The 14,496-nt window shown below is 58.7% G+C and carries 14 protein-coding genes and 1 tRNA gene; 9 read left to right on the plus strand and 6 right to left on the minus strand.

The genetic code is table 11. The annotated features are described in order from the left end of the window. The first annotated feature begins 11 nt into the window (after positions 1–11). The 9 genes from tolR to nadA all read left to right on the plus strand — a co-directional run bounded on the left by tolR (position 12) and on the right by nadA (position 7,222). Complete coding sequence (gene tolR, locus AC1DWM_RS07240) at positions 12–464, plus strand: protein TolR (protein WP_161807482.1); 453 nt, start codon at positions 12–14, stop codon at positions 462–464. Beyond that, entirely contained in the window at positions 464–1,543 is a 1,080-nt protein-coding gene (tolA, locus tag AC1DWM_RS07245) for a cell envelope integrity protein TolA (RefSeq protein WP_223511848.1), read from the plus strand. The genes tolR and tolA overlap by 1 nt, the downstream gene beginning before the upstream one ends. Continuing rightward, a complete protein-coding gene (tolB, locus tag AC1DWM_RS07250; RefSeq protein ID WP_411741829.1) occupies positions 1,540–2,841 on the plus strand; it encodes a Tol-Pal system beta propeller repeat protein TolB in 1,302 nt (433 codons plus the stop codon). The genes tolA and tolB overlap by 4 nt, the downstream gene beginning before the upstream one ends. Positions 2,842–2,893: 52 nt before the next feature. Further along, a complete protein-coding gene (gene pal, locus AC1DWM_RS07255; RefSeq protein ID WP_007945836.1) occupies positions 2,894–3,391 on the plus strand; it encodes a peptidoglycan-associated lipoprotein Pal in 498 nt (165 codons plus the stop codon). Positions 3,392–3,397: 6 nt separating this feature from the next. Beyond that, positions 3,398–4,243 (plus strand): tol-pal system protein YbgF, encoded by an 846-nt coding sequence (gene ybgF / locus AC1DWM_RS07260; RefSeq protein ID WP_223511849.1) that lies wholly within the window; start codon positions 3,398–3,400, stop codon positions 4,241–4,243. Positions 4,244–4,409: 166 nt separating this feature from the next. Beyond that, positions 4,410–5,057: a 7-carboxy-7-deazaguanine synthase QueE gene (gene queE / locus AC1DWM_RS07265; RefSeq protein ID WP_046032066.1), complete on the plus strand. Its 648-nt coding sequence runs from the start codon at positions 4,410–4,412 to the stop codon at positions 5,055–5,057. A gap of 1 nt (position 5,058) precedes the next feature. Next, a complete protein-coding gene (queC, locus tag AC1DWM_RS07270; RefSeq protein ID WP_223511851.1) occupies positions 5,059–5,751 on the plus strand; it encodes a 7-cyano-7-deazaguanine synthase QueC in 693 nt (230 codons plus the stop codon). A 63-nt stretch (positions 5,752–5,814) separates the two neighbouring features. Beyond that, positions 5,815–5,890: transfer RNA gene (locus tag AC1DWM_RS07275), tRNA-Lys, on the plus strand. 273 nt (positions 5,891–6,163) lie between these two features. Then, complete coding sequence (nadA, locus tag AC1DWM_RS07280) at positions 6,164–7,222, plus strand: quinolinate synthase NadA (RefSeq protein WP_223511852.1); 1,059 nt, start codon at positions 6,164–6,166, stop codon at positions 7,220–7,222. Between the two features lie 92 nt (positions 7,223–7,314). Here nadA and AC1DWM_RS07285 read toward each other — a convergent pair whose 3' ends face one another. The 6 genes from AC1DWM_RS07285 to gcvH form a co-directional block, all read right to left on the minus strand. Beyond that, the gene (locus AC1DWM_RS07285; RefSeq protein ID WP_223511853.1) at positions 7,315–7,803 is read right to left on the minus strand and encodes an RDD family protein; all 489 of its coding nucleotides are present in this window, start codon (positions 7,801–7,803) and stop codon (positions 7,315–7,317) included. A 95-nt stretch (positions 7,804–7,898) separates the two neighbouring features. Then, positions 7,899–8,111 (minus strand): cold-shock protein, encoded by a 213-nt coding sequence (locus AC1DWM_RS07290; RefSeq protein WP_003175786.1) that lies wholly within the window; start codon positions 8,109–8,111, stop codon positions 7,899–7,901. A gap of 404 nt (positions 8,112–8,515) precedes the next feature. Next, a complete protein-coding gene (gene gcvT / locus AC1DWM_RS07295; protein WP_477794901.1) occupies positions 8,516–9,640 on the minus strand; it encodes a glycine cleavage system aminomethyltransferase GcvT in 1,125 nt (374 codons plus the stop codon). A 38-nt stretch (positions 9,641–9,678) separates the two neighbouring features. Next, positions 9,679–11,055: an L-serine ammonia-lyase gene (locus tag AC1DWM_RS07300; RefSeq protein WP_477794902.1), complete on the minus strand. Its 1,377-nt coding sequence runs from the start codon at positions 11,053–11,055 to the stop codon at positions 9,679–9,681. 160 nt (positions 11,056–11,215) lie between these two features. Beyond that, the gene (gcvP, locus tag AC1DWM_RS07305) at positions 11,216–14,080 is read right to left on the minus strand and encodes an aminomethyl-transferring glycine dehydrogenase (protein WP_477794903.1); all 2,865 of its coding nucleotides are present in this window, start codon (positions 14,078–14,080) and stop codon (positions 11,216–11,218) included. Between the two features lie 11 nt (positions 14,081–14,091). Further along, complete coding sequence (gene gcvH, locus AC1DWM_RS07310; protein ID WP_477794904.1) at positions 14,092–14,475, minus strand: glycine cleavage system protein GcvH; 384 nt, start codon at positions 14,473–14,475, stop codon at positions 14,092–14,094. Between the last annotated feature and the right edge of the window lie 21 nt (positions 14,476–14,496).

The raw sequence follows: 14,496 nt of genomic DNA on the forward strand, positions 1-14,496 counted from the left end.
CAATGGCTTTAATCGCTCGAGCTCGCAAAAAGCGCAAGCCGGTTGCGGAGATGAACGTGGTGCCTTACATCGACGTGATGCTGGTACTGCTGGTCATTTTCATGGTGACCGCGCCGATGCTCAATCAGGGCGTGAAAGTTGATCTGCCCAAGGTTTCCAGCGAAGCCTTGCCGCAGGACAACAACACTCAGGTCCTGACCATTTCGATCAAGGCTGACAAGACCTACTACTGGAACCTTGGCAGCGAAGTCGACACCGAAAAGCAGCAGGACAAGGCCATGACCTTGCCGCAGATGACTGACGCGGTGACCAAGATCATTCGTGCCGGTACTGAAGGTGGCAAGCGCACTCAGGTGTTCATCCGCGGCGACAAGACCGTCGACTACGGTTCGGTCATGGGCGCCATGGGCGGGTTGCAGAAAGCCGGCGTCGGTAATGTTGGCTTGATTACCGAGGCGCCCTGATGCAGCAACAACGAGAGCCAACAGCCTCGGAAAGCTACTTCTGGCCTAGTGTCTGGGCGATTGGCTTGCACGTGCTGGTGTTTGGCATGCTGTTTGTCAGTTTTGCCATGACGCCTGAGTTGCCGCCGGCCAAGCCGATTGTCCAGGCGACGCTGTACCAGCTGAAATCGAAAAGTCGGGCGACCACCCAGACCAATCAGAAGATTGCGGGTGAAGCGCAGAAATCTGCTGCGCGACAGACCGAAGTCGAACAGATGGAACAGAAGAAGGTCGAGCAGGAAGCGGTGAAGGCTGCGGAACAAAAGAAAGAAGAGGCGGCTCAAAAGGCCGAGGAAGCCAAGAAGGCCGACGAGTCAAAGAAAGCGGATGAGGCGAAAAAGGCTGATGAAGCCAAGAAAGCCGATGAAGCGAAGAAGACCGCCGAAGCCAAAAAGGCCGAAGAGAAACAATTGGCTGATATAGCCAAGAAGAAAGCCGAAGAAGAAGCCAAGAAAGCTGCTGAAGAAGAGGCCAAGAAAGAGGCCGCTGAAGAAGCGAAGAAGAAAATCGTCGAAGACGCGAAGAAGAAAGCCGCCGAAGACGCCAAGAAGAAAGCTGAAGCTGAAGAGGCGAAGAAGAAAGTCGCCGAAGACGCGAAGAAGAAAGCTGCTGCCGATGCTGCGAAGAAAAAATCGCAGGATGCGGCACGTAAATCTACCGAAGACAAAAAGGCTCAGGCCTTGGCCGATTTGCTTTCCGACACGCCGCAGCGCCAGCAGGCCTTGGCGGATGAACAGGGTGACGAAGTCGCCGGCAGTTTCGATGATTTGATTCGTGCTCGTGCGGCGGAAGGCTGGGCTCGTCCACCTTCGGCACGCAAAGGTATGACAGTCGTGCTGCAAATCGGCATGTTGCCGGATGGTACGGTGACTTCGGTCAACGTGGCCAAGTCCAGCGGTGACGGTCCGTTTGACGCGTCTGCTGTAGCGGCGGTCAAGAATATTGGACGTTTGATAGAAATGCAGGGAATGAAGCCGAGCGATTTCGCTCCGTATCGTTCATTCAAGATGACATTCACGCCTGAGGATTTAGCCCCGTGAGAAACCTTCTTCGAGGGATGCTTGTCGTTATCTGCTGCCTGGCAGGGTTAGCGACGGCAGATGAAAAAAACATTCTGGTTACCAGCGGCAGTGATCGGGCCACCCCGATTGCAGTCGTTCCGTTCGCGTTCCAGGGCGGTACTGTCCTGCCGGACGACATGGCCGAAATCATCGGTAACGACCTGCGCAACTCGGGTTACTACTCGCCGATTCCAAAGCAGAACATGATCAGCCTGCCGAGCCAGGCCAGCGAAATCATTTTCCGTGACTGGAAGGCGGTTGGCGCCCAGTACATTATGGTCGGCAGCATTGTTCCGGCAGGCGGTCGTCTGCAGGTGCAGTACGCTCTGTTCAACGTCGCCACCGAGCAGCAAGTGCTGACCGGCAGCGTGTCGGGCAGCGTTGATCAACTGCGCGACATGGCGCACTACATCGCTGACCAGTCGTTTGAAAAACTGACCGGTATCAAAGGTGCGTTCTCGACGCGTCTGTTGTACGTGACGGCCGAGCGTTTCTCTGAGAAGAACACGCGCTACACGCTGCAACGTTCGGACTATGACGGTGCCCGCGCCGTGACCTTGCTGCAATCGCGCGAGCCGATTCTGTCGCCGCGTTTTGCACCGGATGGCAAGCGCATCGCGTATGTGTCGTTCGAGCAGAAGCGTCCACGTATTTTCGTGCAGAACATCGACACCGGTCGCCGCGAGCAGATCACCAACTTCGAAGGCCTGAACGGCGCGCCAGCCTGGTCGCCGGACGGCAATCGCCTGGCCTTCGTATTGTCCAAGGACGGCAACCCGGACATCTACGTGATGAACCTGGGTTCGCGTCAGATCTCTCGCGTCACCAATGGTCCCGGCATCAACACCGAACCGTTCTGGGGTAAGGATGGTTCGACCATCTACTTCACTTCCGACCGTGGCGGCAAGCCACAGATCTACAAAACCAGCGTCGGTGGTGGCGGTGCGGAGCGTGTGACCTTCGTGGGTAACTACAACGCCAACCCGAAGCTTTCAGCTGATGAAAAGACCCTTGTGATGATTCACCGCCAGGACGGCTTCACCAATTTCAAGGTGGCGGCCCAGGATTTGCAGCGCGGTAGTGTAAAGATCCTCACTGATAGCACTCTGGACGAGTCGCCCACTGTCGCGCCTAACGGCACCATGGTAATCTACGCCACCCGCCAGCAGGGCCGGGGAGTCTTGATGCTCGTGTCCATTAATGGACGCGTAAGGCTCCCGCTTCCTACCGCACAAGGCGAAGTCAGAGAACCTTCCTGGTCCCCTTACCTGAACTGACGCGGCGCTACACGTTGTACTTAACACATTGGGGTTCATTAGGAGTTTCACGATGGAAATGCTGAAGTTTGGTAAATTTGCTGCGCTGGCTCTGGCCATGGCTGTAGCTGTAGGTTGCTCGTCCAAAGGCGGCGACAATGCCGGTGAAGGCGCAGTAGATCCAAACGCTGGTTACGGCGCAAACACTGGTGCCGTTGACGGTTCCCTGAGCGAAGAAGCTGCTCTGCGTGCAATCACCATCTTCTACTTCGAATACGACAGTTCGGACCTGAAGCCAGAAGCCATGCGCGCTCTGGACGTTCACGCAAAAGACCTGAAAGCAAACGGCGCTCGCGTTGTTCTGGAAGGCAACACCGACGAACGTGGTACTCGTGAGTACAACATGGCACTGGGCGAGCGTCGTGCGAAAGCCGTTCAACGCTACCTGGTACTGCAAGGTGTTTCCCCAGCTCAGCTGGAACTGGTTTCCTACGGCGAAGAGCGTCCAGTTGCTACCGGCAACGACGAGCAGTCCTGGGCTCAAAACCGTCGCGTCGAACTGCGTAAGTAATTCGTCATGCGAACGTGCCGTCGTGCTGTAACTGTCTTGGCTCTCAGTCTCGCGCCGCTTGCGGTGTGGGCTGCGGTTCCTGTGGTCGATAACAACTCCGGTTATAACAATAGCGGGACCAGTTATCCGCCTGCGGGTTACGGTACGAACGGCGCCTATGCCGGGGGAGGGGTTTCGACCCCTGTCTCGGCACAGGGCGAGCTGTTCAACCAACTGCAATCCATGCAGGAGCAGATCTCACGCCAACAGGGTGTGATCGAAGTTCTGCAAAATGAAGTAGCGCGCATGAAGCAAGAGAACCTGGAGCGATATCAGGATCTTGATCGGCGCATAGGAACCGGCGTTGCACCTGCCGCGACTCCTGAAAATTCTTCCACCGGTGGTGATTTGAATGCCCCCGGCGCAGCCGCAGCAGCTGGCGCAAGTGCAGGAGCCGCTGCCGCTCATGCACCTGCCGCGGGTAGCGAACCAGCTGATCCCGCGAAGGAAAAGCTGTATTACGACGCAGCCTTCGACCTGATCAAAGCGAAGGATTTCGACAAGGCCAGCCAGGCTTTTGCTGCCTTCCTGCGCAAATACCCGAACAGCCAATACGCGGGCAATGCCCAGTACTGGTTGGGCGAAGTGAACCTGGCCAAAGGCGATCTGCAAGGTGCAGGTCAGGCGTTTGCCAAGGTTTCGCAGCTGTACCCCAAGCACCCAAAAGTGCCTGACTCTCTGTACAAACTGGCTGATGTAGAGCGCCGCCTAGGTCACACCGACAAGGTCAAAGGCATTCTGCAGCAGGTTGTGTCGCAATACCCGGGCACTTCCGCCGCTCAGTTGGCCCAGCGAGACTTGCAGCGCATGTAAGCCTGTAAGGCCTGTTTTGAAGAAACCCGCGCCTGTCGCGGGTTTTTTCGTTAGAATTCACCCCCTTTTTATGAAACACGCTTTTTGGGATCTGCGCGGTGGCGGGGTTCCTTGAAGTGCCTGACGGAGGCGGACAGCCTGTTTAGCTGTTATGCCCGTGGCGACTATGCAAGACACATTGAGAATTACCGAAGTTTTTTACTCGTTGCAGGGTGAAACGCGGACTGCCGGGCTGCCCACAGTATTTGTGCGCCTGACCGGTTGCCCATTGCGTTGCCAATACTGCGACAGCGCCTATGCGTTCACTGGCGGCACCATTCGCCCGCTCGACGACATCCTCGAGCAAGTGGCCGGTTTCCGCCCGCGTTATGTGTGTGTCACCGGTGGCGAACCGTTGGCCCAGCCTAACGCCATCCCATTGCTCAAGCAGTTGTGCGACGCCGGTTACGAAGTGTCACTGGAAACCAGTGGTGCGCTCGACATCTCGGCAGTAGATTCACGGGTCAGTCGCGTTGTCGACCTGAAAACCCCGGGTTCGAAGGAAGCACACCGCAACCGCTACGAGAATATCGAATTGCTCACGCCTAACGATCAGGTGAAGTTTGTCATCTGCTCGCGGGAAGACTACGACTGGGCCGTGTCCAAGCTGATCCAGTACGGTCTTGATCGACGTGCCGGCGAAGTCCTGTTCTCGCCAAGCCACCACGACCTGAATGCTCGGGACCTGGCGGATTGGGTGGTGGCGGACAACCTGCCCGTGCGTCTGCAATTGCAGCTGCATAAATATCTTTGGAATGACGAGCCGGGGCGCTGAAATGACGGAACAACTGAATACAGCTGAAAAACGTGCGGTCATCCTGCTGTCCGGCGGCCTGGACTCGGCGACAGTCGTGGCCATGGCTCGCGCCGAAGGTTACAGCTGCTACACCATGAGCTTCGATTACGGTCAGCGTTCTCATGCCGAGTTGTACGCCGCCGAACGCGTCGCCCGAGACCTCGGTGTGGTCGAGCACAAAGTGATCGGTCTGAACCTGAACGGCATCGGCGGTTCGGCGCTGACTGACAGCAGCATCGACATTCCGGAGGAGCTGGGGGAGGGCATTCCAGTCACTTACGTGCCGGCGCGCAATACGGTATTCCTGTCGCTGGCGTTGGGTTGGGCCGAAGTGCTCGGTGCGCGTGACATCTTTATTGGTGTCAACGCGGTGGATTACTCCGGTTACCCGGACTGCCGTCCCGAGTTCATCGAGTCCTTCGAGCGCATGGCCAATCTGGCCACCAAGGCCGGTGTAGAGGGCAATGGCTTCCGTATCCAGGCGCCTCTGCAGAACCTGAGCAAGGCGCAGATCGTCGAGGCGGGCGTGAAGCTGGGCGTCAATTACGGGCTGACGGTTTCCTGCTATCAGGCCGACGATAACGGCCGTGCGTGCGGCAAATGCGATAGCTGCCGACTGCGTGCAGAAGGCTTTGCGGCGGCCGGAATCAGTGACCCAACACCTTATTTTTGATTTATTTCAAATTAGGTGTTGAATAGTCCTTAAAAATCAGTATTATACGCGCCACCACACAGCGGGTCGTTAGCTCAGTTGGTAGAGCAGTTGGCTTTTAACCAATTGGTCGTAGGTTCGAATCCCACACGACCCACCATTTTTGTAGCAGTTTTAAAAGTCTGGAAGGCCCACGCAAGTGAGGATTTCCGGATTTTTTTTTGCCCGCGATTTAAGGTCGCCCGGGTTCTGGGCTGCACCGCGTGACGCAGGTCAGAATCATCTTTTGCATCCGCGGGATATTCTGTAGCCTTGCCGGCTTCAACGCTGTCCGTGCCTGATGAATACTCACTCTCCCGGCGGTACCCCTGAAGGGTCCGGAGCCGGGTGTATACTCGACTTTCGCGCAAATGCGCCTGCAGGTCTTGCGAACATGACGCAGATTTCCGAACGCCTTTTGGTTCAGGCTCACCTCGATGCCAAGCAGCCCAAGCCGCTGACTGCCGAGGAAGAAGCCTATTACCGTGCCGCCATCGCCGCCGAGCTCAAGGCTCAGGACGCGGTGCTGGTTGCCCACTTCTATTGCGATCCGGTGATTCAGGCCCTGGCCGAAGAAACCGGTGGTTGCGTCTCCGACTCGCTGGAGATGGCCCGCTTTGGCAATGCTCACCCGGCCAAGACCGTGGTGGTCGCCGGGGTGAAGTTCATGGGCGAAACCGCAAAAATCCTCAACCCTGAAAAGCGCGTGCTGATGCCAACCCTCGAGGCGACCTGCTCGCTGGATCTGGGTTGCCCGGTGGACGAGTTTTCGGCGTTTTGCGATCAGCACCCGGAACGTACGGTGGTGGTGTATGCCAATACCTCGGCGGCGGTCAAAGCGCGGGCGGATTGGGTGGTGACGTCCAGCTGTGCGCTGGAGATCGTCGAAAGCCTGATGGATAACGGCGAGACCATCATCTGGGGGCCGGACAAACACCTGGGCACCTACATTCAGCGCCAGACCGGTGCGGACATGCTGCTGTGGGACGGTGCCTGCATCGTTCACGAAGAATTCAAGTCCAAGCAGCTTGAAGACATGAAGGCGCTGTACCCGGATGCTGCGATTCTGGTGCACCCAGAGTCGCCAACCGCGGTGATCGAATTGGCGGATGCCGTCGGTTCCACCAGTCAGCTGATCGCGGCGGCCCAGAGCCTGCCGAACAAAACGCTGATCGTCGCCACTGATCGCGGCATTTTCTACAAAATGCAGCAGTTGTGTCCGGACAAGGTCTTCATCGAGGCGCCAACGGCCGGTAACGGTGCAGCGTGCCGTAGTTGCGCGCACTGCCCATGGATGGCGATGAACACCCTTGAGCGCACGCTGAAGAGCTTGAAAGAGGGGGCGAACGAGATCTTTGTAGATCCAGCGTTGATCCCTCAAGCCATTCGGCCGTTGAAGCGCATGCTCGACTTCACTCAGGCGGCGCGGATGAAGCTGGCCGGCAACGCTTGAGAACTTTCAGCTAGTCACGAAAAACTGTGGGAGCGAGCCTGCTCGCGAAGAGGGAGTAGGCTCGCTCCCACAGTGGTTTTCGTTTGGCTGAATTACTTGGTTTTCTTTGGAATCCGCACCAGTTGCGTATTGGAGTAGATGTCATGCCAGCTGCGCTTCTGCTTGTCGAACAGCGACCAGAAGAAACCCAGCCCGAGGCATAGCCAGGACGCAATCGACACCACAAATCGCAACAACGCCTGCCACAGGCTGATGGACGAGCCATCGGCGTTCTGTACGCGGATGCACCACACCTGCATGCCGAGGGTCTGACCCGACCAGGTCCAGAACTTGGCGAAGAAGCCGAACAGCACAAACAGCAGCACGGTCGAAAGCAATGGATCACCGTCCAGCGCGCCGGCTTCAGTCAGAGTGCGCATTTTGTCTTCGCCGAGGATCGCCATCTGGATCATCTTGTAAATGCCGCTGGTGACGATCAGCAGGGCGGTACACAACAGGAAGTCATAGAACATCGCTGCCAGACGACGACCCAGGGTGGCGGCGGGAAAGTCGCCCTGGGGGTTGAGCAGGTGTTTCGACATGGCAGCCTCTGGACAGAAAAAGAAGCCATTTTACGGATTTACGCGCACAAAAAAGCCCCTGATGTCAGCATCAGGGGCTTTTTCGTTACAGAAGATTAGGCTTCTGCTTGTACTTCGTCAGCCTGCATGCCTTTCTGGCCTTGCACAGCAACGAAAGTCACTTTCTGGCCTTCTTTCAGGCTCTTGAAGCCGTTGCCCTGGATGGCGCGGAAATGCACGAACAGATCCGGACCGCTTTCAGGAGTGATAAAACCAAAACCTTTCTCGTCGTTAAACCACTTGACGGTACCGCTCTGACGTTGGGACATTTCTTATTTCCTTTGACGCTAAAATTAATGACAGTCTCCTTCTCGTGAAAGAGTACTGGGGCTGGTTGCAGGAGAGTAAGAAGACGTCGAACGGGATGTAGCTAACTTGTAGGCTACTGCCCAGGTCACGATTCCAAGCGACCCTTGCAAACACAGTGGACAAACTCTACGCCAACTACGGGAGAAAAAACAAGCCCTGTCAGAGGCCCGGTTTTGCTCAGGTTGAGGGCATTAGTCGCTCCACTAGTGCGTTCTTATTCTTTGTGGCTGTTCAATTGTTTTCGAACGTTATAAGCCGCGTTCATAAACGAAGCTTACAGGTAATGATATGCACTACTTTATGGCGGTTGCGTTACACATTAGTGCACTGTTAACGCAACCGCGTTACTTATAGAAACAGTCAATCAGCCACGATAGTAGCGTTGTGCAACAAATGGCATTTTGCTTACAAGCAAAGGCACCTTTTTCCCACGGACAATCGCCCACACGGGTGTGTCGATGGCGATATAAGCGCTGTTGACGTAACCCATGGCCAACGGACCGCCGAGTGTCGGACCGAAGCCGCCACTGCAAACAGTACCGATGATGTCGCCGGCTTCGTTGACGATTTCCGCGCCTTCACGCACAGGCGTGCGTTCCTGAGGCAGCAGACCGACGCGCTTGCGGCTGACGCCACCTTGTTGTTGTGCGAACACGGTTTCAGCGCCAGGGAAGCCACCCGCCCGCGCACCATCGGCACGACGAGGCTTGGAAATGGCCCACAGCAGGCTCGCTTCGATAGGCGTGGTCTCGGTGTTCATGTCATGGCCGTAGAGGCACAGGCCGGCTTCCAGACGCAGCGAGTCACGGGCGCCGAGGCCGATGGCCGCCACTTCAGTTTCAGCCAGCAGGGAGCGGGCAAGGGCTTCGGCGTTGGCGGCCGGTACCGAGATTTCGAAACCGTCTTCACCGGTGTAGCCCGAGCGGCTGACAAAGCAGTCAACACCCAGCAGTTTCACGCGGGCGAACTGCATGAAGGTCATCTTCGTCACTTCGGGTGCCAGACGCGCGAGCACGGTGACCGCGGCCGGGCCTTGCAGCGCCAACAGCGCGCGTTCTTCGAACAACGGCTCGATGGTGCACTGGTCGCCGATGTGCTTGCGCAGGTGCGCCAGGTCCTGATCCTTGCAGGCCGCGTTGACCACCAGGAACAGTTCATCGTTACCGAGGTTGGCGACCATCAGGTCGTCGAGGATGCCACCGGTTTCGTTGGTGAACATCGCGTAGCGCTGCATGCCCACCGGCAGGTCGATGATGTCCACCGGCACCAGGGTTTCCAGGGCCTTGGCGGCATTGGCGCCGGTCAGGCGAATCTGGCCCATGTGCGAGACATCGAACAACCCGGCCTGATCACGGGTGTGTTGGTGTTCTTTCATCACGCCGAGCGGGTATTGCACCGGCATGTCATAGCCAGCGAACGGCACCATGCGTGCGCCAAGTTCGATGTGCAGAGCGTGCAGCGGGGTTTTCAGCAATTGTTCGGTGGACATATTCAGCTCCTGAAAAAGTGTGCAAATGCGCGTGAGCATCAGCACTCGATAATGTTGACCGCCAAACCGCCACGGGCGGTTTCCTTGTATTTGCTTTTCATGTCGGCGCCGGTCTGGCGCATGGTGCGGATGACCTTGTCGAGGGAAACGAAGTGCTGACCGTCGCCGCGCAGGGCCATGCGTACCGCGTTGATCGCCTTCACCGAGCCCATAGCGTTGCGCTCGATGCAAGGCACTTGCACCAGTCCGCCAATCGGGTCACAGGTCAGGCCGAGGTTGTGTTCCATGCCGATTTCGGCGGCGTTTTCCACTTGCTGCACGGTCCCGCCAAGGACTTCGCACAAGGCGCCGGCCGCCATGGAACAGGCCACGCCGACCTCACCCTGGCAACCGACTTCGGCGCCGGAAATCGAGGCGTTTTCTTTATAGAGAATGCCGATGGCCGCCGCAGTCAGCAGGAAGCGCACGACGCCGTCTTCGGTCGCGCCGGGGATGAAGCGCATGTAGTAATGCAACACGGCGGGAACGATCCCGGCCGCACCGTTTGTAGGTGCGGTCACGACGCGTCCGCCATTGGCGTTTTCTTCATTGACCGCCAAGGCGTACAGGTTGACCCAGTCCAGCACCGACAGCGGATCACGCAACGATGATTCCGGGTTTTTGCACAGTTGTCGATGCAGGGCTGCGGCGCGACGTTTGACCTTCAATCCGCCGGGCAGAATGCCTTCGTTGCGGCAGCCGGCATCGACGCAGTCTTGCATCACTTGCCAGATCTTCAGCAGGCCGGCGCGGGTTTCCGCTTCCGGGCGCCAGGCGCTTTCGTTGGTCAGCATTACTTGGCTGATGGACAGGCCGTAAGTGGCGCAATGAGCGAGCAAGTCCTTGGCACTTTTGAAGGGGAAGGTCAGTGGTGTGGCGTCTTCGACAATGCGGTCGGCGCCGGCGGCGTCTTCATCGACCACAAAACCACCGCCGACCGAGTAGTACTCGCGGCTGCGAATCTGCAGGCCGGCGGCGTCGAACGCGCGAAAGATCATGCCGTTGGGGTGATAGGCCAACGGTTTGCGAATCATCGCCAGGTGTTCTTTCTCGTTGAACGCAATGCTGTGTTCGCCGAGCAGGTTCAAGCGTCCGTTGCCACGGATGTCTTGCAGACGGGCGGCGACGGTTTCGGTATTCACGGTGTCCGGGTGTTCACCTTCCAGGCCGAGCAACACAGCTTTGTCGCTGCCGTGCCCCTTGCCAGTGGCGCCCAGCGAGCCGTAGAGCTCGACTTTGACGCAGGTGGTGGCCGCCAACAGCCCTTCACGGCGCAAACCTTCGGCGAAACGCGCGGCTGCGCGCATCGGGCCGACGGTGTGGGAGCTGGAGGGGCCGATGCCAATCTTGAACAGGTCGAACACGCTTAACGACATGGTTGTTCTCCGGTTTCTTGTTATAGGCGAAGCGCAGAGCTGTAGGAGCAAGGCTTGCCCGCGATTGGCTTGATGCGGTGTATCAGTTACACCGAGTCATCGTTCATCGCGGGCAAGCCTTGCTCCTACAGTGGGGCGGGTTTAGCCGCCCCACACTGCTTTAAGCGTAGCTTTCGATCGACGGGCAGGCGCAGATCAGGTTGCGATCGCCGAACACGTTGTCGACGCGACCGACCGGTGGCCAGTATTTGCCTTCGATCAGCGACGCTACCGGATAAACGGCTTGCTCACGGCTGTACGGATGCGTCCACTCGCCGACGATTTCCGCTGCAGTGTGCGGAGCGTTCTTCAGCGGGTTGTCGTCCTTGTCCAGCGTGCCGTTTTCCACGGCGCGGATTTCTTCGCGGATGCGGATCATGGCGTCGCAGAAGCGGTCCAGTTCTTCCTTGGATTCGCTTTCGGTCGGCTCGATCATCAGCGTGCCGGCGACCGGGAACGACATGGTCGGGGCGTGGAAGCCGAAGTCGATCAAACGCTTGGCGACGTCATCAACGCTGATGCCGCTGCTGTCTTTCAACGGACGCAGATCGAGGATGCATTCGTGCGCCACCAGGCCGTTGCTGCCGGTGTACAGCACTGGGTAGTGCTCTTCGAGGCGACGGGAGATGTAGTTGGCATTGAGGATCGCCAACTGCGAAGCGCGCTTGAGACCTGCGCCGCCCATCATTCGAATGTACATCCAGGTGATCGGCAGAATGCTCGCGCTGCCGAACGGTGCCGCGCAAACTGCGCCTTCCTTGCGTTCCATCTGGGCGTGGCCCGGCAAGAATGGGGTCAGGTGCGATTTCACGCCAATCGGGCCAACGCCCGGGCCGCCACCGCCGTGCGGAATGCAGAAGGTTTTGTGCAGGTTCAAGTGCGACACGTCGCCGCCGAACTTGCCCGGTGCGCAGAGGCCGACCATCGCGTTCATGTTGGCACCGTCGATGTAAACCTGGCCGCCGTTGTCATGAATGATGCCGCAGATTTCGCGGATGCCTTCTTCGAACACGCCGTGGGTCGACGGGTAGGTGATCATCAGCGCGGCCAGGTGCTCGCGGTGCTCGATGGCCTTGGCGCGCAGATCTTCAATGTCGACGTTGCCGCGGGTATCGCAGGCGGTCACGACCACACGCATGCCAGCCATGTTGGCGGTAGCCGGGTTGGTGCCGTGGGCGGACGACGGGATCAGGCAGATGTCGCGGCGGTCTTCGCCACGGCTCTGGTGATAGGCGCGAATTGCCAGCAGACCGGCGTATTCACCTTGCGAACCGGCGTTCGGTTGCAGCGAGATCGAGTCGTAACCGGTAGCGGCGCACAGCATCGCTTCCAGTTCGTCGGTCAGTTGCTGGTAGCCGGCGCTTTGCTCGGCCGGGGCGAACGGGTGCAGGGCACCGAATTCAGCCCAGGTCACCGGGATCATTTCGCTGGCGGCGTTGAGTTTCATGGTGCACGAACCCAGCGGGATCATGGTGCGGTCCAGCGCCAGGTCCTTGTCGGCCAGCTTGCGCAGGTAGCGCATCAGCTCGGTTTCCGAGTGATAACGGTTGAACACCGGGTGGCTGAGGATCGGCGATTGACGAACCAGTATGGCCGGAATGGCGCTGACCACCGAAGAGGCGAGGGCGGCGAAGTCTGGCAAGGCTTTGCCGTCAGCCAGCACGCTCCACAAGGTTTCGACGTCGGCCTGGGTGGTGGTTTCGTCGAGGGACAGGCCCAGGCGTTCAGCGTCGACCACACGCAGGTTGATGCGCTGGGCGCGAGCCTGCTCGTGCAGCTTGGCGGTGTTGGTGCCGGTGTTCAGGGTCAGGGTGTCGAAGAAAGCGGCTTGTTCGACGGTCAGGCCCAGTGCGCTCAAGCCTTTGGCCAGAATCGCCGTCAGGTGGTGCACGCGATTGGCGATCTGAGTCAGGCCTTTCGGACCGTGGTACACGGCGTACATGCTGGCGATGTTGGCCAGCAATACTTGTGCGGTGCAGATGTTGCTGGTGGCCTTTTCGCGGCGGATGTGTTGCTCGCGGGTTTGCATGGCCAGGCGCAGGGCCGGCTTGCCGAAACGGTCCACCGAGACACCGACCAGACGGCCCGGCATGTCGCGCTTGAACGCATCTTTAGTGGAGAAGTACGCCGCGTGCGGGCCACCGAAGCCCAGCGGAACGCCGAAACGCTGGGCGCTGCCGATGGCCACGTCGGCACCGAATTCGCCCGGTGGCGTCAGCACGGTCAGGGCCAGCAGGTCAGCGGCCACGGCTACCAAAGCGTTGGCAGCGTGGAAGCGCTCGGTCAGTTCGCGGTAATCGAATACGTCACCGTTGCTGGCCGGGTATTGCAGCAGGGCGCCGAAGAACGGCGTCACGTCAGTCAGTTCGAGCTCGTCGCCGACTACCACGTCGATGCCCAACGGCTCGGCACGGGTGCGCAGCACGTCGAGGGTTTGCGGGTGGCAATGCACGGAGGCGAAGAAGGCGTGGCTGCCCTTGTTCTTGCTCAGGCGTTTGCAGAAGGTCATGGCTTCGGCAGCGGCGGTGGCTTCATCGAGCAAGGAAGCGTTGGCAATCGGCAGGCCGGTCAGGTCGCTGATCAGGGTCTGGAAGTTCAGCAGCGCTTCGAGACGGCCTTGGGAGATTTCTGGCTGGTACGGGGTGTAAGCGGTGTACCAGGCCGGGTTTTCCAGCAGGTTGCGCAGGATCGGCGACGGCGTGTGGGTGCCGTAGTAACCCTGGCCAATGTAGGTCTTGAACAGCTGGTTTTTACCGGCAATGGCTTTGATCGAGGCCAGGGCCTCGGCTTCGCTCAGACCGTCTTCCAGGCCCAGGACGCTGGTGCCTTTGATGCTGTCCGGGATGACGCTGGCGCTCAGGGCTTCCAGCGAGTCGAAGCCGAGACTGTTGAGCATCGCTTGCTCGTCACCGGCGCGCGGGCCGATGTGACGGGCGATGAATTCGTTGGCGGTGGTCACATTTACAGAAACAGGAAGTACAGTCATGTCGGTGCTCCTCAGGCTTCGGCTTGGGCTTTGATCAGACGGTCGTAAGCGTCCTGATCCAGCAGTTTGGCGACCGCCGAGGCGTCGCTTGGCTGGAAGCGGAAGAACCAGCCTTCGCCCAGCGGATCTTCGTTGACCAGTTCAGGGCTGCTGTCGAGTGCCGGGTTGACTTCCAGCACTTCGCCGTCCAATGGCATGTAGACGCCGCTGGCGGCTTTTACCGATTCCACGGTGGCGGCTTCAGCGCCTTTTTCGTAGGACTGCAGCTCAGGCAGCTGTACGAAAACCACGTCGCCCAAGGCGTTCTGTGCGAAAGCGGTGATGCCGACGGTAACGGTGCCGTCAGCTTCGGTGCGCAGCCATTCGTGATCTTCAGTAAAACGCAAATCGCTCATGAGAACTCCTAAGGGGGCCAG

This window comes from Pseudomonas sp. P4_C8 (assembly GCF_056401975.1).

Excerpts from the sequence above, each read along its gene's own strand:
- AC1DWM_RS07300 (WP_477794902.1), bottom strand. The coding sequence starts at position 11,055 with ATGTCGTTAAGCGTGTTCGACCTGTTCAAGATTGGCATCGGCCCCTCC.
- queC (WP_223511851.1), top strand. The coding sequence starts at position 5,059 with ATGACGGAACAACTGAATACAGCTGAAAAACGTGCGGTCATCCTGCTG.
- nadA (WP_223511852.1), top strand. The coding sequence starts at position 6,164 with ATGACGCAGATTTCCGAACGCCTTTTGGTTCAGGCTCACCTCGATGCC.
- gcvT (WP_477794901.1), bottom strand. The coding sequence starts at position 9,640 with ATGTCCACCGAACAATTGCTGAAAACCCCGCTGCACGCTCTGCACATC.
- gcvH (WP_477794904.1), bottom strand. The coding sequence starts at position 14,475 with ATGAGCGATTTGCGTTTTACTGAAGATCACGAATGGCTGCGCACCGAA.
- queE (WP_046032066.1), top strand. The coding sequence starts at position 4,410 with ATGCAAGACACATTGAGAATTACCGAAGTTTTTTACTCGTTGCAGGGT.
- gcvP (WP_477794903.1), bottom strand. The coding sequence starts at position 14,080 with ATGACTGTACTTCCTGTTTCTGTAAATGTGACCACCGCCAACGAATTC.
- AC1DWM_RS07290 (WP_003175786.1), bottom strand. The coding sequence starts at position 8,111 with ATGTCCCAACGTCAGAGCGGTACCGTCAAGTGGTTTAACGACGAGAAA.
- ybgF (WP_223511849.1), top strand. The coding sequence starts at position 3,398 with ATGCGAACGTGCCGTCGTGCTGTAACTGTCTTGGCTCTCAGTCTCGCG.
- AC1DWM_RS07285 (WP_223511853.1), bottom strand. The coding sequence starts at position 7,803 with ATGTCGAAACACCTGCTCAACCCCCAGGGCGACTTTCCCGCCGCCACC.
- tolA (WP_223511848.1), top strand. The coding sequence starts at position 464 with ATGCAGCAACAACGAGAGCCAACAGCCTCGGAAAGCTACTTCTGGCCT.
- pal (WP_007945836.1), top strand. The coding sequence starts at position 2,894 with ATGGAAATGCTGAAGTTTGGTAAATTTGCTGCGCTGGCTCTGGCCATG.